This is a genomic window from Streptomyces sp. WAC00040, from assembly GCF_056835925.1.
Map to the genome: position 1 here is coordinate 189803 of NZ_JAKQZE010000005.1, position 20746 is coordinate 210548.

23 protein-coding genes and 5 pseudogenes are annotated in these 20746 nt (G+C 68.7%); 12 read left to right on the forward strand and 16 right to left on the reverse strand.

Features of this window, described 5'->3' with window-relative positions; translation table 11 throughout:
• Positions 1 to 267 precede the first annotated feature (267 nt).
• Positions 268 to 1059 (reverse strand): annotated as a pseudogene (locus tag MDN94_RS35850) (transposase); the annotation flags it as partial.
• A gap of 71 nt (positions 1060 to 1130) precedes the next feature.
• Here MDN94_RS35850 and MDN94_RS35855 point away from each other — a divergent pair.
• Complete coding sequence (locus tag MDN94_RS35855) at positions 1131 to 1259, forward strand: transposase (RefSeq protein WP_482729987.1); 129 nt, start codon at positions 1131 to 1133, stop codon at positions 1257 to 1259.
• Between the two features lie 178 nt (positions 1260 to 1437).
• Complete coding sequence (locus tag MDN94_RS35860; RefSeq protein ID WP_482729988.1) at positions 1438 to 1830, forward strand: IS3 family transposase; 393 nt, start codon at positions 1438 to 1440, stop codon at positions 1828 to 1830.
• Between the two features lie 5 nt (positions 1831 to 1835).
• Here MDN94_RS35860 and MDN94_RS35865 read toward each other — a convergent pair whose 3' ends face one another.
• Positions 1836 to 2135: a hypothetical protein gene (locus MDN94_RS35865; RefSeq protein ID WP_482729989.1), complete on the reverse strand. Its 300-nt coding sequence runs from the start codon at positions 2133 to 2135 to the stop codon at positions 1836 to 1838.
• A gap of 53 nt (positions 2136 to 2188) precedes the next feature.
• The gene (locus tag MDN94_RS35870) at positions 2189 to 2659 is read right to left on the reverse strand and encodes a DUF6247 family protein (protein ID WP_482729990.1); all 471 of its coding nucleotides are present in this window, start codon (positions 2657 to 2659) and stop codon (positions 2189 to 2191) included.
• An 889-nt stretch (positions 2660 to 3548) separates the two neighbouring features.
• Between MDN94_RS35870 and MDN94_RS35875 the strand changes: the two genes are divergently transcribed.
• A complete protein-coding gene (locus MDN94_RS35875) occupies positions 3549 to 3875 on the forward strand; it encodes a hypothetical protein (protein ID WP_482729991.1) in 327 nt (108 codons plus the stop codon).
• Here the strand turns inward: MDN94_RS35875 and tpg are convergent.
• The 6 genes from tpg to MDN94_RS35905 all read right to left on the reverse strand — a co-directional run bounded on the left by tpg (position 3872) and on the right by MDN94_RS35905 (position 8113).
• Complete coding sequence (gene tpg / locus MDN94_RS35880) at positions 3872 to 4426, reverse strand: telomere-protecting terminal protein Tpg (protein ID WP_482729992.1); 555 nt, start codon at positions 4424 to 4426, stop codon at positions 3872 to 3874. The two genes, MDN94_RS35875 and tpg, sit on opposite strands and share 4 nt — an antisense overlap.
• A 214-nt stretch (positions 4427 to 4640) precedes the next feature.
• Positions 4641 to 5306: a nucleotidyl transferase AbiEii/AbiGii toxin family protein gene (locus MDN94_RS35885; protein WP_482729993.1), complete on the reverse strand. Its 666-nt coding sequence runs from the start codon at positions 5304 to 5306 to the stop codon at positions 4641 to 4643.
• Positions 5303 to 5656 (reverse strand): hypothetical protein, encoded by a 354-nt coding sequence (locus tag MDN94_RS35890; protein ID WP_482729994.1) that lies wholly within the window; start codon positions 5654 to 5656, stop codon positions 5303 to 5305. The genes MDN94_RS35885 and MDN94_RS35890 overlap by 4 nt, the downstream gene beginning before the upstream one ends.
• Before the next feature lie 501 nt (positions 5657 to 6157).
• Positions 6158 to 6808, reverse strand: coding sequence for a DEAD/DEAH box helicase family protein (locus MDN94_RS35895; RefSeq protein WP_482729995.1), 651 nt, complete (start codon positions 6806 to 6808; stop codon positions 6158 to 6160).
• Between the two features lie 305 nt (positions 6809 to 7113).
• Entirely contained in the window at positions 7114 to 7482 is a 369-nt protein-coding gene (locus tag MDN94_RS35900; RefSeq protein ID WP_482729996.1) for a hypothetical protein, read from the reverse strand.
• Positions 7483 to 7975: 493 nt separating this feature from the next.
• Complete coding sequence (locus MDN94_RS35905) at positions 7976 to 8113, reverse strand: hypothetical protein (protein WP_482729997.1); 138 nt, start codon at positions 8111 to 8113, stop codon at positions 7976 to 7978.
• Between the two features lie 401 nt (positions 8114 to 8514).
• Here MDN94_RS35905 and MDN94_RS35910 point away from each other — a divergent pair, with 401 nt between their 5' ends.
• Positions 8515 to 8715: a hypothetical protein gene (locus MDN94_RS35910; RefSeq protein WP_482729998.1), complete on the forward strand. Its 201-nt coding sequence runs from the start codon at positions 8515 to 8517 to the stop codon at positions 8713 to 8715.
• A gap of 88 nt (positions 8716 to 8803) precedes the next feature.
• Positions 8804 to 9466: an HAD family hydrolase gene (locus MDN94_RS35915; RefSeq protein ID WP_482729999.1), complete on the forward strand. Its 663-nt coding sequence runs from the start codon at positions 8804 to 8806 to the stop codon at positions 9464 to 9466.
• Here MDN94_RS35915 and MDN94_RS35920 read toward each other — a convergent pair.
• Positions 9447 to 10697, reverse strand: a complete 1251-nt coding sequence (locus MDN94_RS35920; RefSeq protein ID WP_482730000.1) for an NsdA family TPR-like regulatory protein — start codon at positions 10695 to 10697, stop codon at positions 9447 to 9449. The genes MDN94_RS35915 and MDN94_RS35920 overlap by 20 nt on opposite strands.
• Before the next feature lie 583 nt (positions 10698 to 11280).
• Between MDN94_RS35920 and MDN94_RS35925 the strand changes: the two genes are divergently transcribed.
• From MDN94_RS35925 to MDN94_RS35935, 3 genes are all read left to right on the forward strand, one after another.
• On the forward strand, positions 11281 to 11547 hold the full coding sequence (locus tag MDN94_RS35925) for a DUF7848 domain-containing protein (RefSeq protein WP_482730001.1): 267 nt from the start codon (positions 11281 to 11283) through the stop codon (positions 11545 to 11547).
• Between the two features lie 728 nt (positions 11548 to 12275).
• Positions 12276 to 12473, forward strand: coding sequence for a MarR family transcriptional regulator (locus MDN94_RS35930; RefSeq protein WP_482730002.1), 198 nt, complete (start codon positions 12276 to 12278; stop codon positions 12471 to 12473).
• A gap of 991 nt (positions 12474 to 13464) precedes the next feature.
• A complete protein-coding gene (locus MDN94_RS35935; RefSeq protein WP_482730003.1) occupies positions 13465 to 13659 on the forward strand; it encodes a hypothetical protein in 195 nt (64 codons plus the stop codon).
• 148 nt (positions 13660 to 13807) lie between these two features.
• On the opposite strand, the pseudogene MDN94_RS35940 reads toward MDN94_RS35935, so the two are convergent.
• A pseudogene (locus tag MDN94_RS35940) lies at positions 13808 to 14480 on the reverse strand (IS701 family transposase); the annotation flags it as partial.
• Between MDN94_RS35940 and MDN94_RS35945 the strand changes: the two are divergent.
• The 3 genes and pseudogenes from MDN94_RS35945 to MDN94_RS35955 all read left to right on the forward strand — a co-directional run.
• Positions 14467 to 14700, forward strand: a pseudogene (locus tag MDN94_RS35945) (transposase); the annotation flags it as partial. The pseudogenes MDN94_RS35940 and MDN94_RS35945 overlap by 14 nt on opposite strands.
• 29 nt (positions 14701 to 14729) lie before the next feature.
• Positions 14730 to 15620, forward strand: a complete 891-nt coding sequence (locus tag MDN94_RS35950; RefSeq protein ID WP_482730004.1) for a transcriptional regulator — start codon at positions 14730 to 14732, stop codon at positions 15618 to 15620.
• 301 nt (positions 15621 to 15921) lie between these two features.
• Positions 15922 to 16284: pseudogene (locus MDN94_RS35955) on the forward strand (transposase family protein); the annotation flags it as partial.
• A 22-nt stretch (positions 16285 to 16306) separates the two neighbouring features.
• On the opposite strand, the gene MDN94_RS35960 reads toward MDN94_RS35955, so the two are convergent.
• Positions 16307 to 17121 (reverse strand): IS5 family transposase gene (locus MDN94_RS35960; RefSeq protein ID WP_482730005.1). Its coding sequence is split into 2 segments (ribosomal slippage): positions 16307 to 16779 and positions 16779 to 17121, totalling 816 coding nucleotides; the frame shifts between segments, so codons are not numbered across the junction.
• Positions 17122 to 17450: 329 nt separating this feature from the next.
• On the opposite strand from MDN94_RS35960, the gene MDN94_RS35965 reads away from it, so the two are divergent.
• Positions 17451 to 17678 carry a hypothetical protein gene (locus MDN94_RS35965; protein WP_482730006.1) on the forward strand — a complete coding sequence of 76 codons (228 nt, stop codon included), beginning with the start codon at positions 17451 to 17453 and terminating at the stop codon, positions 17676 to 17678.
• Positions 17679 to 17789: 111 nt separating this feature from the next.
• Here MDN94_RS35965 and MDN94_RS35970 read toward each other — a convergent pair.
• The 4 genes and pseudogenes from MDN94_RS35970 to MDN94_RS35985 form a co-directional block, all read right to left on the reverse strand.
• Positions 17790 to 18527: pseudogene (locus MDN94_RS35970) on the reverse strand (IS701 family transposase); the annotation flags it as partial.
• Positions 18485 to 18871 carry an IS3 family transposase gene (locus MDN94_RS35975; RefSeq protein ID WP_482730007.1) on the reverse strand — a complete coding sequence of 129 codons (387 nt, stop codon included), beginning with the start codon at positions 18869 to 18871 and terminating at the stop codon, positions 18485 to 18487. The pseudogene MDN94_RS35970 and the gene MDN94_RS35975, both read right to left, overlap by 43 nt.
• Complete coding sequence (locus MDN94_RS35980; protein ID WP_482730008.1) at positions 18868 to 19167, reverse strand: transposase; 300 nt, start codon at positions 19165 to 19167, stop codon at positions 18868 to 18870. Before MDN94_RS35980 ends, MDN94_RS35975 begins: the two co-directional genes overlap by 4 nt.
• A gap of 685 nt (positions 19168 to 19852) precedes the next feature.
• A complete protein-coding gene (locus MDN94_RS35985; protein WP_482730009.1) occupies positions 19853 to 20260 on the reverse strand; it encodes an ATP-binding protein in 408 nt (135 codons plus the stop codon).
• Between the last annotated feature and the right edge of the window lie 486 nt (positions 20261 to 20746).

Sequence of the window (20746 nt, forward strand, 5' to 3'; positions counted from 1 at the left end):
CGAAGTGATGATCAGCTTCGGTGACATGCTGCTCGCCATCGGCTTTGCCGAGCTGATCGCTGCATTGATGACCGGTGACCGGCGCACTGCAACTGGCCATGCTAGCCTCGAAGTTTCGTGACGGTCCGCCGACGGAGTTCGGTGGGCCGTTTTCGTGCCGTGGGCTGAGGCTGTGCAGGCCGAAGAGCCGAGTGTCGCCTCGGGATGGCGCCGGATTCCACTGCTCCGGGTGTTGAGGTGCTGTCGAAGGGACGGGGAATCCGCTGATCAGCCAGGGTCGGGCAGTTGGGTGAGCCGGCCGAGGGCTGCGGTGATGTGACCGGTCCAGGGCCAGTGCCGGGCCAGGCGGAGGATTCGTCGACGGCCCGTGGTCACGAGCTGTCCGGCCGCGGTGAACAGGCGGAGTCGCAGGCCGCGGGGCTCCCAGAACCTGGCCTTGCCGGTCAGGGCGAGCATCGGCATCCAGGCCAGCAGGTCCAGCGCGATCTGCACGACCTCCAGCCAGATCCGGTTCTGGGCCGTGCGGTGCAGGGGCAGGTTGCGCAGGCCGGTGGCCCGGGCGGCGCGGATTCGGTCCTCGGCCCGGGCCCGCAGCCGGTGACGGAGCTCGAGCTCGGTGATCGGCCGGCCCAAGGTGTTGGTGGCGAAGCAGGTCGGGCGCATGCCGTCCGCATCCGTGAGCCGCAACTGCGCCCCGGGGTGCGGTCGTTCCTTCCTGACGATCAGCCGCATGCCCTTGGGCCAGCCGGTAAGGACATCGCCGGTGAGTTCGGCGACCCAGGCGCCGTCGCGGATCTCGCCGTCCGCCTCGACGGCCGCCGTCCAGGCCGATGCCGGAACCTTCAGCACATGCTGGTGGACCTGCTCGGTGATCACCATGCCGACCGAGTAGGACAGCCACCGTCCCCGCCGGGCGTGCCAGGCGACGAAGTCGTGGGTGCCGCCCGCGGAGTCGATGCGGATCAGGGTCCGGCGCCCGCGCCGGTACGTCTTGGGCAGCTGGGCCAGGGCCAGTTGGGCGGCGGTGATGTGGTCGGCCGCCGTGTTCGATCCCGCGTTGAGCTGTACCGAGATCTGTGGAGTTCCTTATGCCAGGGTTACCGTCCTGGCGAAGGAGAACCACCAGCACCATGGCAGCACCCCGTAAATACCCCGATGAGCTCCGCAAGCGCGCGATCCGAGAGGTCCGCGCCACCGGCCGACCGATCGCCCACGTCGCGAAGGACCTGGGCATCCACAAGGAGGCCCTGCGCGGCTGAGTCCGCCAGGCCGAGGCCGACCGCGGCGAGCGCAACGACCGGCTGACCGCCGCCGAACAGGACGAGCTCAAACAACTCCGCAAAGAGTAGCGGAGTTGAGGCGGGCGAACGAGATCCTCAAAGCCGCCAGCGTGTTTTTTGCCCAGGAGATCGACCGTCCCCGGACGAGGCCGAGCAGGTGATAGACCACCTGCGTGACAAAGGTCTCGGGGTCGATCCCGTCTGCCGGGTGCTGGACCTGTCGCCGTCGACGTACATCGCCCGCAAGAAGCGGCCGAAGTCGGCCCGCCGGATCCGCGACGAGCAGCTGATACCGCTGATCGAGCAGGTCCACGCCGAGTCGGGCGGCACCTATGGCGCCCGCCGGATCACCCGCGCCCTTCGACGCAAGGGCCACGAGGTGGCCCGCTGCACCGTCGAGCGGCTGATGGCCGAGCTCGGCATCGAGGCACCACGGGTACGGGCGTGGCCCGCGCCGCCGACCGGCTATCTGAGCGAGCCGATAGCCGGTGAACCCGGACCCGGTACACAGGTACGGGGACACTGCGGAGGCCAGGCCGCGCCATGCTGAAGGGTTCAGCGGTCGGTGGCTTTGGGGTGTGCGGTGGAGGCGCGGTCGATCCAGACGGTGCGGCGGCCGGTGTCGAGGAGGTACCAGATGCGGCCGCCGGCGGTGACCTCGATCTGCCAGCGGTCCATCGTTTCGCCGCGGTGGGTGCCGTGGGCGAGTTCGCCTTTGAGCCGGTGGTGGCGTTCGGTGCGGGTGGCCGGCGCCGGTTCGGTCCGTATGACGTGCCAGGCGGCGCGAGTGTTGGCCGCTGCCTGCGTGCTCAGTTGCTCCCACCCTTTGGCGGCCTCGCCGTTGGCGAAGCGCACATCCCACTCCTGCTGGCCTGGTGGGGGTGCGGCGCGGTCTCCGCGCTCGGGGCTCACGCCGCGGTACCGGGCTCGGGCACGGGGCCGTAGTCCTCGCCGGAGTCGGTGGTGAGGGCGGCGTGCAGCTCGGGGTCGGCGTGGACTTCGGCGGTGTGCCGCCACTCGGTGATGAGCTGGGCGACGGCCGCGGTGTTGTCCAGTTCGGCGGCGGCGCCCAGCGCGTCGACGAGCTCCACGGAGAACTCGCGCATGTCGTGCGCGGGCAGGTAGCGCACCCAGGGGAAGGTCGCGGGGAGGACGTCCCGCACCAAGGTGCGGCCCTCGTGGGTGCGCATCATCTCCACGAGCATGCGGCTGGTGGCGCCCGTGACCGCGCTGTCCTGCTCGGCCCGGGCGGCCGTGGTGAGCACCAGGTCCTCGTCATCGCGCCGCCGCAGCCGGATCCGCCGGGCGCCACGAAGGGCCGCCAGGGTGGCCTTGGGCTTGTTCAGCAGCTCCGACAGGTTCAGCTCCATCACGCTCATGACTTGAAGCTTAGTTGACAAGTCATGGGGATGCGAGTGGGGAGGCCGCCCGGCCGAACTGGGTCCCAGTGCTCTGTTCGGCCAGGCAGCAGAATTCGTAGCGTATGGACGCCCCGCACCGCCACGAGAAGCAGCCCCCACTCACCATCAGCTGTGCAATTGCCAGGTGAGCAATAGCCCGGGCATGCGCGCAAAGGCCAACGGGCGGAAACACCAGGTCCTACCAGGGCCGAAAGAGTTTGGGCCTGCAGCTGAAGAAGAAGGCGCAATGAACGAGGAAGAAGCGTGGCGGGCCGTCTGGGTAACGTGGGTGGCCTATTTCGCCGTCGCGGAGTACCGAGCCGTCCAAACGGGTTCGCCCAAGGCCCCATTCTCACACTTCATGAGGCGCACCCTGGGCGTCCGTCACAAGCAGCCACTGTACCGTCGCGCTGGCCAACTGGCTTTGGGCTCCGGACTGGTATGGCTCATTTCACACCTCTATAACGAAGTAGTTGAGGTCGAGTGAGCCTGCTCGCCTTCCGAGGGACCCCGTCGCGTCGGGTATGTGGCCAGCAAACTGCGCCTGCGCGTTTCGCAGCGCACCGACGGCCTAGCGAGTGGCCTAGATCAGGATCGATGTGGGGCCGGCACTCCCGGCAACGTCCACAATGGGCCCCTGGCCCCAAGCCGAATCTGGGACTCTTGACGCGCCCGCCAATAAGAACGGACGCTCGACGCCAAGCGAATGCTCGAGACCGCCCCGCGCGGCAGGCGCCCCGCGCGGCTAAGGAGGCACCCCGTGACAGCACCTTTTTCTGTCCCGTACATGGCGGGCCCGATGGTTCGGCGGTCCGGGCGCTCCGCCGGCCGACGGAAGCGCCCGGAGGCCTCGCGATGGCCTGGGGCCGTGCCGAGTCCCGAGGAGCAGGGCTTCAAGGACTCCGCGAAGGCATGGCTGTTTGATTTGGCCCCGGCGCGCTGGCGGTTCGAGGACGTGCTGCATCGCTGCCCACTGGAGCTTGCCCGCATGGTCCGGTTGCTCATCGAGGCAGACCTATCGGCGATGCAGACAGAGCTGTGCGCGGCGCGCCAACAGCAGCGCTTCCCGGGAGTCGCAGAGGTCTACGAGCGCGAGTATGCCTGGGCCCGCGCCACATGGGACATGGTGCGGCACATCGAGGACGCTCTGCGCGACCACCTGCACGGTTCGAAGGCGAAGTACCGCACTAGCTAAAAGGAAACGTCGAAGTAGTCGATGTCCGTGAATTCGACTTCGAGGTTGTCGGCGCGGCGGCCGCCGTCCTTGAAATAGATTTCCTGGAGTCCTTCGGCGACGATGTCGCGCAGCTGCTGGTCGGTTGCGCCTCGTTGTTGGGCGTCGAAGAGGCGGTTGGCGTAGTCGGGGGGCAGGTGGACGGTGAGGCGGCGCATGCGGCCGTCGTCGGTGGTGCCGATCGGTGCGGTGTAGCCGAACCGGGCGCGGGTTTCCACGGTGATGCCGGTGGTGGCGGCGGCCTGCCGGCGGCGGCGCCCCCGGACCTGGGGCTGCCAGCGGGCGCGCACGGCGGCGTCGATCCGGTCCGTGATGTCCTTGGGCGGCTTCTTCCGTGCGCCGGTGCGGTAGCGCTCCACGGAGCGCTGGCTGACCCCGAGCTCCGCCGCAACGGCCCGGGTCGTTTTCAGCTTGCCCATGAGGAAGTTGATCCGGGCCCGCAGACCCTTGGGCGGTTCGCGGGTGAAGGCTTCCTGGTCCGCGCGCTGCAGGGCGTCGTCGATGTCCCCCACCGGTCTACTCTCCGTCCTCGAGGACGGCGTCGCCGCCCTTGAGGTGGCGGGCCGGGTTCAGGCCCTGCTCCATCAGATCGACCGCCCAGGCCATCTCCTGCACACCCTCGAGCTTGGCCAGGCCCGGCGTGGGGCGGAGGCTGGAGAACCTCCTGCTGAGCGCGCAAAGGCCTGAAGGCGTTCGCCACGCGCATGCAGGCGACAGGCGGCGCCCTCAGTCGTCGATCTCAGGACGGTGCAGGCGGCGTGCAAGATCGTCGGCCCAGAACTGGGCCCATTTCCGCAGGGCGCCCATGGCATTTTCGTCCAGGCCGTAGGCGGCGAACTCGGCGTCGTCGATCCAGTCGGCGCCGGCCAGACGCGCTTGGAGGTCTTCGGGGCTGAACCGGCCGCGGGCGTGACGTCGGCCGAACTCTTCCAGGTCGGCGGTGTTCCAGCGGCGGGAAGCGGCGAAGACGTCGATCAGGTCGCGGGCTGCGCCGCGGTCTGCGAGGGCCCTGACCTTGGTGCCGATCACGTCCTCCTCACCGAGGACAGGGCCGTAGTCGCTGTGGGCAACCGGGCGCCAGAAGACTTCTTTGAGGACGTCTACTTCGCATACGTCGCCGGTTTGCGGATCGGTGACCTGGAAACGCGCCGAGAGCGGCGCTACTTCGATCACTGACACCTGCCAGCCCCGTTCCTCGAGGCCGGTGCGCAGCGACTGGGTGATCTCGCTCATCGGTGCGGCGGCTTCGGTGGCGAGGTCCAGGTCCTGGCTGACTCGTTCAACAAGCCGGTGGGCTTGGACGGCGTAGCCGCCGGTCAGGACGAGTGGGAAGGACGAGCCGAGGGCGAGCACGTCGGCGAGCAGCCGTGCGTGCAGCTCGGGCATCCTCACGCTGCGGCCCTGGCTTCCCGCAGCTGGGGGAAGGCATCCTCCCAGACGTCCCTCACGGTGCGGCCGACGAGGGTACGCAGCACTGGCCACAGGTCCACGAGCAGGTTGCCGTTGAGGAAGCGGCGCAGGTCCTCAGTCATGCCCTCGGCGAGTACGGTCCGGTACAGGCCCATGCGCTGGCGTGGACGGTCCAGGTCGAAGACGCGCAGACCGGACCAGGCCACATGCAGCGGCAGCTCGACCAGGCCGTGTTCTGGCCCGGTGAGCTCGCCCAGGTCGGCCGGCAACCGCTGGGCAAACTTCACTCGGTACAGCGCCGCATCATCGGGGCCGGGGTCGGTGACAGACATGACAGCGATTATCCCCTGCGTCAAGGTGACCCACGAACCGATGTCCGTGATCGTTTCTTGCCGGCCGGGGCAGCGTGGGTCTCCCTTGTGCACTGGCAGCCCTGGGCTGTCGGGGGGCGCGGGCCAGGCCGCCCCCTCCTGCTGTGGGGCGCTGGGCTTTGGGACCATGAGGTGTTCCTCCTGTGTTTGCACGGCCGGGAACCTCCGCAGCCGTGCCAGAACGCCCTGCGTGCGGGCGCTGGGGCGATGGGCCATGCACGACTTGGGTGGTGTAGGACCCGAGCCGTGCCGGCCAGCGGGAGGTGCCGACCTCACACGGGGCTTCAGGGCGCGGTCGAGCGCCCGGTGGAGAGCCCTGACGAGCAGGCTCACTGACTGGACGTGTGCCAGGCCGGTCTCGCCGGGCGCCCAGGCGGAGCACCGCCTGGCCGCAGGTGTGTCCGAGGTTCGCGGCCGGATCGGTCTGCGGAAACTGGGCGCAGGCGGCCGCGGCTCTTGCGGTCAAGATGCGGGCGTACGGCGTCGTCTCCCTGTCGCCAGCTCAGGACCTGCCCGCCCTTCGGCAGCACCTCGCCCAGCTGACAATACGCCGCCGCAGCACCTGCGGATCGGACGCCGTGCGTCTGGCAGCATCACCAGGATCCGGCCGTGCCGGTACAGATCGAGCGCCGCCGACGCGGCGGTGAACGTCTTGCCTGGACCCGTCGCGGAGACGACTGTTGCCCGCACACCACGGGCCGGAGCCTGGACCCGTGCCGACCATGCCGCCACCTTGATGATCCCCCGCTTGGCCTCGACCTGGTGCTCACGGAGCTCCAGCTCGTCCCGGCGCTGCCGGTCCTCGAGGACCCGCACCCGCTCCCCTTCCGCCCGGCGCTGCTCGTCGCGGGCGTCGTACTCCGCCTTGGTGCGGGGGTTGGTCAGTGCGTCGGTCAGGGGCTGCCACTCGGAGCGGCCGAAGCGCCACCAGATCGGCCCGTGCGGGCAGCGGAAGTCACCCGAACGATGCCCGGGACCGTACAACGGCGGAGAGGGAACGGTGGCAGCGGGGCTGGAGACCGCCCATGCCGCCATCGGACTCGAGGCGGCACCGCCTGCTCCATGTCCTGGCGCGAGGAACGTGCGGCCCGGCTGCTGCGGATCCTTCCTCATCACCCGCCGTGGCCAGGCCGGCCCTGGCACGACTCGGCCAGTCACGGACCGGGCTAAGCAGCGTGACCGGTTCGGTGTGCGGCACGTTGTGCCGCACGACGCGTGCTCACTCCCCTGAAGAATGCACGCCGGGGCCCTGCCGTTTGCCCGGCCAGGGCCCCACCTCACACCCCGGATCGGAGGGTGTGGTTCCGGGCCGGTGCTCGCCTCGCCGGCCCGGAACCACACCTCAATAGGGATGGGGTGGCATGCGCCCTTGGCCGGTCGGCCGCTTCCGGTTCCTGCGGGGCCTCGCCTGGTGTGCGTCACCGGCTGCGCTGGACACGATGGCGCCGGGTGATCAGGAACGCTCCGGTGCAGGCACCCAGTGCCGCCAAGGCAACGCCCGCGGCGATCGCGGCCGTGCCGGGGGTCTGACTGCCGCCGAGACCGCCCCGGGCCGCGGCGCCGGCCAGCACGGTGAACGAGGCGTTCTCCCTCCGGCTGCCGCACCGCACCGTCAGACTGTGGGAGCCGGGCGTGGCGGTGTTGATCACCCGTGCGGTGGCACTCGTGGTCGCCCCGGCGGGCAATTGCACGGTGGGGAACGCCGCGGAGGTGACCGTGCCGCCGCTGGTGCAGCCCGAGGCGGTGACCTGCAGCATCCCGCCCTGATGGACCTGCGAGGGGCTCACGCTCACATTCGAGGGCCCCGCACCCGCTGCCGGCGTGCCATCCGCCCACGCTGCCGACGGCGACCACAGCAGCCCCACAGCGACTCCGGCCAGGACGATCCGGGCCCGTGACAACCTGCGCATGACACTCCTCCCATGGAAGACACGCACCCGGCAAGCGCGGGTTTCGGGATCGCGCCTCCCGTACACCACCCTCAGCACAACCCCGGACAACGGCCCACCCACCCACCCCCTATCCGGGCCTCCGGAATAGGTGAAAGTACAGGTCACAGGCACCATGCTCCCGGGCAAGCACGGGTGACGGAATTGGTGCAAACAGCCCACAGCACAGCTGTCCGACGGGGATGCGACTACGGCCGTGACGCCGAACAGTGCTGCTCGTTGAGAGTTGTGGACGCGTGAAATGCACCCCTGTCACACGCAGAGACGCGGCCCCGTGCGGGGGCTCTGGAACCACGCCCCGGCCAGAGCCCCCGCCCCCGGCCCCCCATCCTCAGCCGCCGTCGCGGGACAGATTCCAGGCGCGGCCGCCACGCCACTGGACCCAGCGCGGGTCGTCCAGCATCTCATCCGGATCGCTCAGCCCCGCCGCCTGAAGAAACACGATCACATCGTGATCCGAGAACGCCATGCCCAGGCACTCTCCTCCACGCCCCGGCACATCACACTCACCCCCCGGCCGCCCGTCTCCGACGGCTTGTCCACCACGGTCAACGCCATACCCCCACCATCACGCCGTCCACATGGCGGCCAAGGCCCCGACTGTTGCAGCGCACGTTCTGTCGGACCACTACAACCGGACGCGGAGCGAGTACTACCGCCAGCTGGCAATGACGAGTCGGCACCCGTACGACATCTCTGCCTTCATCCGCTACGGGATGCAAGGCTTCGTCGACGGGTTGCGGGAACAGATCGAAGAGATCCGCAAGCAGCGCAGATGGTCGTCACCTGGGAGAACTTCGTCCACGCAGAGTTCGAAGGTGCGGAAACCCCCGCGTGCCTGCGGCAGCGTCGTCTCGTCCTGGACCTGCCATGGGGAGTTTTCACACCCACATCGAAGATCCCCATATTGCCCCCCGGCTCGCTCGGGACTACGCGGGCAAGGGGGCGCGTACCGTTCCGCGTGACGTCAACGCGCTGATTAAGTGGCAACTCCTCATCGAGACCAGGCGAGGCGTCATGCCGTACACCGACCAGCTGCGCGCCTTCCTACGTCTGCGCGTCGAAGACTGAGCCGGACCTCGGATAGACGAAGCCCCCTCTCACCTCGGGCGGGAGGGGGCTCTTTCTTGCGTTCGACTCTCGGTCCTACGATCAGCTCATGATTCGCGCTGTGGTGTTCGACGTCGGTGAGTGCCTCGTAGACGAAACCCGGGAGTACGGAACCTGGGCAGACTGGTTGCGGGTGCCACGGCACACGTTCGCAGCCATGTTCGGTGCCGTAATCGCCCAGGGCCGGGACTACCGCGAGACTTTCCAAGAGTTCCAGCCCGGCTTCGATCTGTACGAGCAGCGCGAGGCCCGCGCGGCCGCGGGTCAGCCGGAGCACTTCGACGAGGAAGACCTCTACGCCGACGTCCGACCCGCGCTCGCCCAGCTGCGCACGGACGGACTCTGGCTCGGCATTGCGGGCAACCAGACCGTCCGGGCCGGTGGCATCCTGCGGCAGCTCTTCACCGACGACGTGGACCTCATCGGCACCTCGGACGACTGGGGCGCGGCCAAGCCGGACCCCGAGTTCTTCCACAGGGTCGCTGAGGTGGTGCCCTTCGAGCCCGGCGCGATCCTGTACGTGGGCGACCGCGTCGACAATGACCTCCGACCGGGCGCAGCCGCCGGCATGCAAACGGCGTTGATCCGCCGGGGGCCCTGGGCCGCGATCCAGTGGGAGACCGAGGAAGCCAAGAAGCTTCCGACGTTCCGGGTAGAGAGCCTCTTGGAGCTGCCCTCTCGGATCCGGGACTTCAACCAGTCAGCGCACTAAGCGTCGTTCCCCACGCGTACAGCTGCTCATCGAGGTCTCGGACGCACCGCTCGTGCTGCCACGGCACGAGCATGCGCCGCACCTCCCGAACTCGCTCCATCCCGGTCGCGTACCAGGTTGTGGCCAGTTGCTCGAGGGCCTGGATCGCGTAGGCACACGCCCCCTCCGGCCGTCCTGCCGACGCTTCCACCGCGGCCAGGTCTCCGAGGATCACGGTGCGCTGCTTGCAATGGTCGGCGGGCAGCTCCTCGAGGACGGTCTGCAGCGTGGCGAAGGCCTGGGGCAGGTGGCCCGCCTTGAGCTGGGTGTTTCCCTTGAACGCTGCGAGCCGGACGGGGCTGAACCAGTCAAGCCACTCCGGGTTGGGCTGGTCGCTGCCGGCAGCCAGGACGTCCTCGGCGTGACCGATCAGGTGCAGGGCTGTGCGGGTGTTGCCGCACCGTGTCTCGCACTCTGCCTCGACAGCGTCGAGCCACGCCCAGAGCTCTGCCGAGGCCGCTCCTCGGCGCGCGTACGTACGGGCCGCGATCATGCGCTCGGCGGCATCGTCGCGCCGCCCGGCCCAGCCGGGGATGAACGCCGCGTGGGCGAGGATCGCGGCACCGAGCAACGTGTCGTCCGCCTCTCCGGCCGCTTGAAGAGCGCGGAGCAGCATGTCGCCAGCGGTGTCAGGCTGCCGGAGGTCGAAGAACTCTATCCGTCCGCACAGGAGGTAGGTCTCGGCCAGTGCGGCGGCCAGGGTCTGCCGGGTTGCGCCTGCGGCCTCGCTGAGGAGCGCGCATCCAAGTGCTGCATGGGCGCTCGCTGCCGGATGCAGCGTGGCTGGCGCCACGGTCCAGTAGAGGCGGCGGTGCGCTCTGGTGACGGCGGCGAAGTCGCGGGCAACGGTCGCTGGCTGCAAGTTCCTTGGCGCCTGGCTCGGCACAGTACCGAGGGTCACAGGGGATGTCGGGGGGAACATGATGCTGCGCCGTCCCGGGGGCTGGTGGGCGTCCCGGCCGCCCGGTGGGGTGAAGCCAAGCGCTTCGATGTCCTGGCCGAGTATCTGCGTGAGAGCCTGCTGGCAGTCGGGATGCGGCCACGGCGGGTTGGGCGACTCCCAGCGCCTAACCTGCCGGACACCGACGGCGAGCCCGCGCTCGCTCAGCGCCGTGGCGAGGGCCTGCTGAGAGTGGTAGCCGGCCGCCAAGCGGGCTGCCTTGAGACGGGTGTTGCCTGCCGGCCGTTCCACGTCAACCTCCTTGCTTGTTGGGGCTACTGACAGACTCACAGGAAGTCCCGCCCACGGCCAGTATTCACACTCCTGGCCGCCAAAAGGTCCGCTTTCACGCCTTGATAAGTCCTCTGCAAGTCCTCGCTATGCGTCTCTTGTGGGAACACTCTTGGTCCCTCCAGCCGATCTGACGGCCGACGAGGAGCCATAGCGATGCCTCAAAATCACCCAGCCGAGTTACGTACGACCTCCGCGCCCGTGGCGGCAGGCCGAGCTTGGGACGCCGTACGCGTCCCGAGGGGTGTCGGGCTCACGACGCTAAGCATCCTCGACCCTCGCTCGGGCGCCGTCGCTGAAGACCCCACGGGTCTCGCTTGTACTGGTTCGTCGCCCTGGGTACAGCGGAAAGCTGGGACGTCACCAACACCACGGCTTTGGGCCGCGGATCGTACGTCGTCATTCCCCCACCCCGCCGCATCCAGGGGCCTGGCCCGCACTGGCTCATCTGCCCCGGCGACGGCTCATGGAACACTTCCGCCGATGCCCTGCGGGCTGCCATCGAGGACGCTTTGAACCCAGCTACCGGAACAGTCAGGACGTCATGAGGCGCACGATCATCGTGGCTGCCGAATGGAACCTGGGACTGGATATCGAAGAAGGCGCACCGCAGCAGTTGTTGCACGAGGCCCACTGCACCACGTGCGGCGCCAGCTCGGGTGCGACTGAGGGCCAGCGCCTCCCGGCCGAGCTGTGGTCGCTGAAACACACAGGCGAGCAGCCTGGGCACCGCAGCTTCCGCGCCACCACCACCAGCTTCTGGCGCACCACCCCCTCCCCTGGCAACCCATACGCGCAGGAGGGGCAGTGATTTGCGCCCGCTGTCACCAGGCCATCCGCCCCGACGAGGCATACGAGGAACTCGACAAGTTCTCCGCCTCCGCCGCCGGCGCTTCCCTGCACATACACCAGGATCGCTGCCCGCCCAAAGCCCACTGACCCGCTCCGGCCGCACTCATGAAGGCCGGCCGCAGCGGTGCATGATCCCACCGGCGTGACCCAGCTCCCGCCCTGGTCTGAGACCCCGGCAGGACTGTGGCTAGGGCGGGTTCCCATCGGCGGACCGGAGCGGGCGCTACCCCGCCTAGACTGGCTCGGCCGCCACGGAAGGAATGATCACAAATGCGACTCGACACGTTCCACAGGTTCGCCCTCGACGCCCTAGCGCAGGCCCCGACGTGCAGGCCGCCGCACCCTGGGACCGCGGGGCCGAGCACCTGCGCGGGATCCACGTGACCTTCAGCACCGGGGCGCAGGTGTGGATCGGCCCCAGCAGGTAACGCCGGGCATCGCAGCTCACCACCTCTGCCGCCGCGACGAGACAGCAAAACCGGGCGCATGTTCTACTCGAAACCGGTGGGGCGGCGTGAAGCAGCGTCGGCTGCTTCTGCAGCTCGGCAAGAGACACTTACCAAGTACGAGATCGTCATCCCGAAGGTCAGGAATGAGGCATCGCGATGAGCCACGTCCCAGGCTTCCACAACCCGGAGATCTGGGAAGCGCTGCCGAACGCGCGTTTGTCCCCCCACGGCCCGCGACGTGTTCGACGTCCTCACGGCCCGCCAGGAGGCCGGCGGCCTCGTGCGCATCCGGCAGGGGGACCTCGCCAAGCGCCTCGACATCAGCCAGGCGGCGGTCTCCCGAGCGATCGGCCAGCTCAAGGACAAGGGCATCCTGGACGGCGGCGAAGACACCCCAGCCCCCGAGGCCCCGCCCACCCTCCGGCTAGCCGGCTGAACCATTGCCCCACCACCACGGCGCCTCCCGACCGGGACGGCGCCGTCGTCGTTTGTATCTCGGCGTCGACACCAAAGCGCCACGCCAGCGTGTACAAATCTGTCAACTGAGCTTGAACAACTGCGAAGGTCCGGCGCCCGCGTGGCAGCAGCGCTACGGACAGCGTCGTAGGTCAGCAGGCTCTGACCTACGACGCTTTATGCAGCAGCCGTGCACATAGTTCTCGCCGGAACATCACAGATCTGCCGATGTTATGCAACCGCCGGGCCGGGGCCGACCTGTGCACCCGCGACACCACCCTGCTGCAACCCGACGACCACCACCAGGACCACGAACACCGCTACGACGGCCACCACCTACCGGCACCCACCGAACGACATCTCTCTGCACATCACCAGCGAGTAGCACGGCCAGGAGCGACGGCCGCCCCGCAGCCGCACACCAGGCGCCCACCTGGCCGACGCACAGCCGGTGCCCACGCGCCGGGCCGGCAGAGCTCCGCTGCACAACACCGCAGACAAGCGCAAGCCCCCGAGGCGGGATGTGATGGCCACTACGGGGGCTTCCGCCCAGCAACCCAAAGAGGCGCTTGGAGTTAACGCAGCCACTGTCCCACTGCCCCTCGCACCGCCGACCGGCCGCCACGACACAAGTCACCCGGACGGACCGGTACACAGACACCACACGTACCCAAGTGGCCGCTTCGACCAGGGACGACCAGGACAGCCGAGCACAGGTCACGACCCTGTGCGGCGCGGACTGGGTCTTCCTGGGCAAACGTAGGGTGCAGGACCCAGAGAGCCCGAGCATGGCGGGCAAGCCATCGCGCTACTGGGTCGTGGCACGGGAGCGAGCCAGCATCGCTGGGTCCGCCTCCCGGGCATGGCGGACAAGCGGACAAGCTCGCAGGCGGCGTGTCTTCGGACGGCTGTACGGCAGACCGCTGCGTCACCGCGGCCGCCGCTGCCGACGCCAGACGTCGGTCCGCCACGTGCAACTGACCCACGGCGTGCACCGCTTTGAGCTGGAGTGCTGGTGGCACAGCGAGACGTGGTCGAAAGACGTCACGGTGCCTGAGACCGCGGCGCTCGTACAAGCCTTCGTCGACCAGGCGCTCGCCGCCGCGCAGCCGGACGCAGCGGTGCCCGCCCTGCGTGCGGGGCTGAACACGAAGTCGCCTGCATGAACAACCCCCCTGCGTATACGCCAGAGGCCCCCGGCCGCCGGCCAAAGGCCCCCTAGTAGGATTCGTTAGGTCTTTCTGGATCTTGATGTTCGGCATATTCCACTGGGCAGGGGTTGTTGGCAGGTGGTGCAGATGCCAGTCCAGCACCTCAGAACGTCTTGGAGGGCGTCGAGGGTCTGGTAGAGAGTGAGTCCGGTGTGGCTGCTTTTGGGGCCAGCCGTTGTTCGGTGAGAAATGCGTGGGCGGCGGTCACGAGGGTGACGTGGTGGTGCCAGCCGGGCCAGGAGCGGCCTTCGAAGTGGTCCAGGCCCAGGCCGTGTTTGAGTTCGCGGTAGTCGTGCTCGATGCGCCAGCGGACCTTGGCCAGGCGGACCAGGTGGGCGATCGGGGTGTCGGCCGGCAGGCTGGACAGCCAGTAGTCGGTGGGCGCCTCGGCGTCCTCGGGCCACTCGATCAGCAGCCAGCGGTCGGGCAGCACCCCGTCCCACCAGCCCTGTTCGGCCGAGGCGGCAGCCCGGATCGGCCGCTCGACGGCCTTGCCGGCCGGGCGGACGCGCACGGCAGCGAAACGGGAACGTAACTCTCCTCGCGAGCTCTGCCGCCAGGTGAGGGAGGCGAACGCCTCCTGCCCGAGCCCGGCCGCCAGGGCCGCAACCGAGGGCGCCCGGTGGCGGCAGCGGGGGCTGTGGCCAGCAGCCGACCGGGCCCTTGCGCTCCGGAGCCACCGGCTTCACGTCGAACGGATGGGCACTCACGTCGCCACGGATGGCCAGCACATAGTCAATCCCCCGCTCTTCGAGGCCGGCCCGCAGGTGGGCGCTCACCACCATCCGCCTCCCGGCATACGCACCCGACCTGAACCCCGTCGAGGCCGTCTGGTCGCTCGTGCGCGGAGCGATGGCCAACACCGCCTTCGACACACCCGACGACCTCGACCACACACTCCGCCGTGAGTTACGCAGAATCCAACTCCGGCCCCGTCTGATCGACGGCTGCCTCGCCGCCACAGGTCTGGCTATCAACCCACCGACCCCACCCTGAAAACCTCAGTAGGCGATGCACTCGCCAGCATGCCTGCTCCCACCGGATCACCTGTGGCACTGGACGCCCGCCTCACTGCAGCCCGCGGTTACTTCGACGCCGGAAAGAACGCCTCCCTTCTCCGAGCTCTACCCGGCCTCCTGGCCGATGGCCATGAGGCGGCCCGTGGGCGACAAGACATCGCGCTCGCCCGACTCTCGGCCACCTACAGCCTCGCCTCAAAGGTGCTGACGAAGATCGGCCGCTACGAGCAGTCGCGACTGACAGCTGACAGGGCGACGCTCTACGCCGAGTGGTCCGGCTCCCCGCTCGCCGCAGCAACGGCCGCACGCGAACTGAGCATCGTGCTGCGGCACCAGGACCAGCCCGTCGCAGCCCAACGCCACATCCTTGAAGCGGTCGCCAAGGTCGAGGGGACCGGACTGCAGACCGACGCCCAGGCATCGGCCTACGCACAGATGCTGTGCACCACTTCTTACACAGCTGCGAGGGCCGGCCATCGCGACGACGCCCTGGCCATGATTCGCGAAGCGACGCGCGCAGCCCGCGACCTGCCCCCCGAGGCACCCGAAGGACGCCTCTTCCCCATCACGCCTGCCGCAGTCGACCTGTACGCGGTGGGGGTCCACTGGGCGCTCGGCGACGCCGGCTCAGCGCTCGAGGCCGGCCGCAGGCTCCACGCGAGCCAGTTCAAGACGGCCGAGCGAAAGGGGCGAATGCACACCGACCTTGGCCGTGCCTGGTGGCAGTGGGGCAAACCCGAGCAAGCTGCGGCCGAGCTCCTGAGCGCCGCACGCGTATCCCCGAGCGAGGTCCGCGACCGCCCAGCGATCCGGAAGATCGTCGCCGACCTGCGCTCCAACCACGCCCGCGTCACGGGCGTCCGAGAACTCGTGGCCGTCGCGCGCATGGCCGTGTAGGAAGACGCCGAAGTTTCGGCGGAAGACAAACTGTCTCCGGCCGTAACTGATCGGCCGCCGCACGCCACAATGCTTTCTCGCGCCCAACCGGTGGCGCTCCGGAGCGGGGGCGACACAACTACCCAGCCCACTGCATGGACCTGCCCGGCAGCGCGGGTGCGGGGCGCAGGGGGGCCGCCCGTGCGATGGCCGCTGCGGCAGCCGTCCCGTTCCATGGAGATGAGGAGTGGTACGAGGCGGCAGGGATCATGGTTGAGGTGATGTGGCATGCGAGCGAGGCCGCCGGGTTGCCGCCGCTGGAACCGATCCGTGGGGCCGGCTGCTGTGGATCTCACCCGCACTGCCCGGCCGCGCGCACGACTTGACCGCGCCCCGCACCCACCGGATCATCCGGATCTGCGAACGCCAGGGCATCCCGGTCCTCGCCGACCGCGCCTACATGGGAGCCGGCCCGTGGGTGACGACGCCCCTCAAACGCCCGCCCGGCCGCGGCCTCACGCCCACCCAGCAAACCGTCAACCGCGCGCTGTCCGCAGCCCGGGCGCCGGTCGAGCGCGGCGTCGCACGACTGAAGTACTGGCGGATCTTCCGCAGGGCACGATGCAGCCCGAATCAAATGTCGTCAATCGCCGCAGCCGTCCTCACCCTGGAGCGGCTCCGCTGAAAACGCCCATTTAGACCGTGTCCTACATGGTGAGATTGCGGAAGCGTTTGTAGCAGCAGATGGCAGCGGCGAGCCCGAGAAAGGCCAGGTAGTTGCCCGGGTGTCGTTCGTAGCGGTGGTTGAGGCGGCGGTAGCCGGTCAGCCACGACATCGTCCGCTCGATGACCCATCTGTGGCGGCCGAGTCGTTCGCTGGACTCGATGCCCTTGCGGGCGATCCGGACGCCGATGCGCTTGCCCCACAGCCACTTCCGCAGGTGAGGAACGTCGTATGCCTTGTCCGCATGCAGGCGTTGAGGCTTGGAATCAGTGGCGTGGGATTCGTGTCCCATGTGGAAATGGGACACCATCGGCTTCAGCGCCTGACTGTCGTGGGTGTTGGCCGCGGAGAGTCCGACGCGTAGGGGCAGTCCGTCCGCGTCGGACAGGACATGCATCTTGGAACCGGGCTTACCCCGGTCCACCGGGCTCGGACCTGCAAGTTCGCCCCCTTTTTGGCGCGGACATGGGCCGAGTCGAGGACCGCGCGGGAAAGGTCGACCAGGCCCTGTTCGTCCAGAAGTTGGAGAACCCTCTGGTGCAGCCGGCCCCAGACCCCCGCACGGGACCAGATGACGAAGCGGCGGTGCACGGTCGACTTCGATGCCCCGAAGCACGGGGGCAACGCCCGCCAGGCGCAGCCGCTGACCAGCACGTAGATGATCGCGGCGAAGACCGCCTCATCATCGATGTTGGCGACCCCGCCGCCCTGCGGCCGCACGCGAGCCGGCGGCAACAACGGCCTGGCGATCTCCCACAGACCCTCCGGAACAATCCAACCCCACCGTCCACTCCCCATGCCCAGCACAACGGCCAACTGACCATGTAGGACACGGTCTTAGCTGGCGGCTGGGCCCGACAGGTTGAGTCAGCAGGCTCATTTCTCTGTGTCGTCCTGCGTCACCGCCGGGGTGCGTACATTTTTGTGCAGCAATGTCTGCGGTCCTGGTCATCAAGGCCAGAAGCCAGGGCCGGGTTGGCGTCCGCAGCGCAGGACGAGGGCCCAGAGCTGTGCGCTAGGCATGTAGACGAGCGGACAGGCTGGGCTAGATTTCAGCCCGTTGTAGGAGGCTCTCTCCTCAGGCACCTCTTGCCTCGCCCAGAGCGAGCACAAAACAAGGACCACAGATGACCGAGAAGAACACCCAGACACCCGCCAAGCGGAAGCGCATCCGCGCCGCCGTCGCTGTGGCCGGACTCGCACTGGCAGTTGGCGCCGGAGCCGCCGACTGGGGTTGGAACTCACCGGAGTACGCACTGTGGCACTGCGGATACTCGGAGGGCCCCATAGTCTGGTACTGGAGCGACCCCTACCCCTGCTCCAGCGAACCCTGGCTTTTCCCCACCCATAGCTAGTAGGGCTTGGTCAGGTTGGTATCGCCGTGGGTATGTCGCGGTGACAGGTGGGGCAGGCGCCGGTCCAGACCGCGAGGAGGAGCTGCATCTCGCGGACGACCTGGTAGAGGCTCAGGCTAGCGCCGTCTCTTTGGGATTCCGGGCCAGTCGCTGGAGCGTGCAGAAGGCGTGGGCGGCGGAGACGAGGGTGACATGGTGGTGCCACCCGTTCCAGGTGCGGCCCTCGAAGTGGGCCAGGCCCAGGGCCTGTTTCATCTCGCGGTAGTCGTGCTCGATCCGCCAGCGGAGCTTGGCCAGCCGCACCAGCGTGGTGAGCGGAGTGTCCTCGGGCAGGTTGGAGAGCCAGAACTGCACCGGCTCCGGCTCGGTGGCGGGCCACTCCGCCAGCAGCCAGCACGCGGGCAGCTCCACCCCCTCGACGGCCTTGCGGATCTCGCGTCCCGCAGGCCGGATCCGCAGCCCCACGAACCGCGAGTACATGCGTTTGAACCCGCTGCGGCCGCTGCCCGGGCGGGAACCCTCCCGCCATTGCACCGGCCGGGCCTCCCGCCTCCCCGCAGCGATGACCAACTCCTTCACGCTCCTCGGCGCCGCTGGATAAGCCGGCTGGGGCGGGCGCCCGCGGCCGCTGTGGGGCGGGGTGTGCGGTCTCGCGTCGTGCGGGTGGGCCGTCACGGTGATCGAACTGCCCACCACGTAGTGCAGCCCGCGTGTCTCCAGGCCGAGCCGGAAAGCTGCGGTGTCTCCGTAGCCGCCGTCGGCCACTGCCAGGGGGACATCGACGCCCCAGGACCGGGTCTCGTCGATCATGTCCAGAGCCAGTTGCCACTTCTCGACATGGCCCACATCCGGGCCGCGGTCGGGTCCGCCACCGTGGTGCGGTGCCTGCGGCGCAGGCGCAGACCCGCCAGGCTGGCCTGGCGCATCACGCGGGCGACCCGCTTGTGGTTGACCCGCTCGCCCTCATCGCGGAGCTCGGCGGTGATCCTCGGGACACCGTAGGTCCCGTCGGATTCCCGGTGTACCGCCTGTATCCGGACAGTGAGCCGGGCGTCGGCCGCCTGCCGTGCGGCCCGGTCCGCAGCGGTTCGGCGCCAGTAGTAGAAGCTCGAGCGGGCGATGCCGAGGATGGTGCACAGCCGCTTCACGCCGTGGCGGCGCTGGTGGTCGGCGACGAACTGGAAGCGGTTCACCAGCGCGTCTCCCCGGCGAAATACTTGGCCGTCTTCCGCAGGATCTCGCGTTCCTCCTCCAGTTCGCGGACCTTCTTGCGCAGAGCGGCGTTCTCCGCCTCCAGCGCTGTGGGCGGCTCGGCCGGCACCTCCGCCCGGCGTCCCCGTGGCCGGCTCGCCCCGGCCGCCCGGACCCAGTTCCGCAGCGTCTCCGGGGTGACCCCCAGATCAGCGGCGACCGACCTGATCGTCGCTCCAGGCCGCGACTCGTACAACGCGACCGCGTCCGCCTTGAACTCCGGCGGATAGTGCTTCATGACCACGGGACATCCGTTCTCCTGGACTCAAGATCCAAGTGTCTCGAGTGTCCAAGATCCGGGGTCAAGGCCCGTCCCTGCGGAATCACGTGCTGGCCGCCGGACGACGCCAGGGACGAACCCTGACCTGGCGCAAGGGCTCCAAAGCCGCGATGAGCTCGCACTTCGTCCTGCTACGGGTCCGTCTCGCGGGGCGGCGGCCCAACCCGCCAGCGACGGCACGATCCCGCTGACCTGGCTCATAGACCAGTGGCCCGAAGGCCAGGACGAGCCGGTCAAGTACTGGATATCCAACCTGCCCGCCAACATCCCCGCCCGAAACCTCGTCCGCATCGCGAAACGTCCTCACGCCGCATCTGTGTCGAGCACGGCATTGCCTACCTGAAGAATTGGAGAGCCCTCGCCCACCGCCACGGTTGACGTGAGCACGTGAGTGACACCATCCAGGCCGTCGCCGCACTGCTCTCTCACCAACAAGCGGGCGCCTTCGCTCCCGGTGCACGAGCGTGAACTCTGGCCAGTTCGCGGCCCTCGACGTGCCACCCAACCATGCACGAGCTCGCTAGGTGACCAAAAAACTGTCTTACACTCCCAAAGCTGACGGAACGCAACCGAGGGCATGGCCTTGCCCCGTGGTGGCAGTGGGCTGCGGCCAGTGCCCGGGGCTGAGAGGCAGTCGCGTGGGTTATGCGGCGTGTGCTTCTTGGGGGTGTGTGGGGAGGTGTGCCCAGATCGTCTTGCCGCCGGCGGTGTGGTGTTCGGTGTCGATGGTGCCGCCGTACTCCGCCAGGAGGATGTGGATGATGGAGATGCCGCGGCCGTCGGTGGCATCGGTTGCGGCTTCGTGGCGGGTCGGGGTGTCGGGGCTGTTGTCTTCGACGCCGAGGTTAAGGGTGCCGTCGGCGTCGGCCTGCAGGGTCACCGCGATCTGCGGTGTCACACGGCCGGCGTGTTGGACGGAGTTGGTGACCAGTTCGGTGACGATCAGCTCCACGACGTAGATGAGGTCGCCGTCCAGGGCCAGGCCCCATACCCGCAGGGTCTGGGTGATGTCGTGACGGGCGGTGGGGGCGGCGGCTTCGGTGGGTGTCACGGTGAGAGTGTGCTGACACACGGCGTGGCCACCGGCGCATCCGGCGCGGTCGGCCCTGGCTCGTGGCAGAAGCGTGAAGACTTCGGCTTCGGACGAGGATGAGGTCCAGGGGTTGTCGGTTGCGAGGAACATGGGGTGTCCAGTCGCGATCAGTAAGGGAGGCGCCGGCCTGAGGGGGTGCGCAGGTCTAGCGGCGGGGTGGAGGAAGTCGGGCGCCTGGGGGCGCCGACCTTGATCCTGGTCTGCTGCATGGCGCACTCCCGATATGGGGCCGGGAAGCCGATGGCACAGCCGGTGGGGGCGCTGTCGGGGACAGGGGGATCGCTGGACTGGGAACCGGTGAACACGGAGAGCATCGGATGCTCCCCTCCGGAGCGCTTGGCCGCGGAGCCTGCCGGGGACGTTGGTGCGGTCTCCAGCTCTGGCCAACCGCTCCTCGGTCGAGATCAAAACTAAGCAATTACTTGCTTTCGGGTTCCGGTTTAC

Excerpts from the sequence above, each read along its gene's own strand:
- MDN94_RS35855 (WP_482729987.1), top strand. The coding sequence starts at position 1,131 with ATGGCAGCACCCCGTAAATACCCCGATGAGCTCCGCAAGCGCGCGATC.
- MDN94_RS35870 (WP_482729990.1), bottom strand. The coding sequence starts at position 2,659 with ATGAGCGTGATGGAGCTGAACCTGTCGGAGCTGCTGAACAAGCCCAAG.
- MDN94_RS35890 (WP_482729994.1), bottom strand. The coding sequence starts at position 5,656 with ATGTCTGTCACCGACCCCGGCCCCGATGATGCGGCGCTGTACCGAGTG.
- MDN94_RS35895 (WP_482729995.1), bottom strand. The coding sequence starts at position 6,808 with ATGAGGAAGGATCCGCAGCAGCCGGGCCGCACGTTCCTCGCGCCAGGA.
- MDN94_RS35905 (WP_482729997.1), bottom strand. The coding sequence starts at position 8,113 with ATGGCGTTCTCGGATCACGATGTGATCGTGTTTCTTCAGGCGGCGGGG.
- MDN94_RS35910 (WP_482729998.1), top strand. The coding sequence starts at position 8,515 with ATGGGGAGTTTTCACACCCACATCGAAGATCCCCATATTGCCCCCCGG.
- MDN94_RS35915 (WP_482729999.1), top strand. The coding sequence starts at position 8,804 with ATGATTCGCGCTGTGGTGTTCGACGTCGGTGAGTGCCTCGTAGACGAA.
- MDN94_RS35925 (WP_482730001.1), top strand. The coding sequence starts at position 11,281 with ATGAGGCGCACGATCATCGTGGCTGCCGAATGGAACCTGGGACTGGAT.
- MDN94_RS35950 (WP_482730004.1), top strand. The coding sequence starts at position 14,730 with ATGCCTGCTCCCACCGGATCACCTGTGGCACTGGACGCCCGCCTCACT.
- MDN94_RS35965 (WP_482730006.1), top strand. The coding sequence starts at position 17,451 with ATGACCGAGAAGAACACCCAGACACCCGCCAAGCGGAAGCGCATCCGC.
- MDN94_RS35980 (WP_482730008.1), bottom strand. The coding sequence starts at position 19,167 with ATGAAGCACTATCCGCCGGAGTTCAAGGCGGACGCGGTCGCGTTGTAC.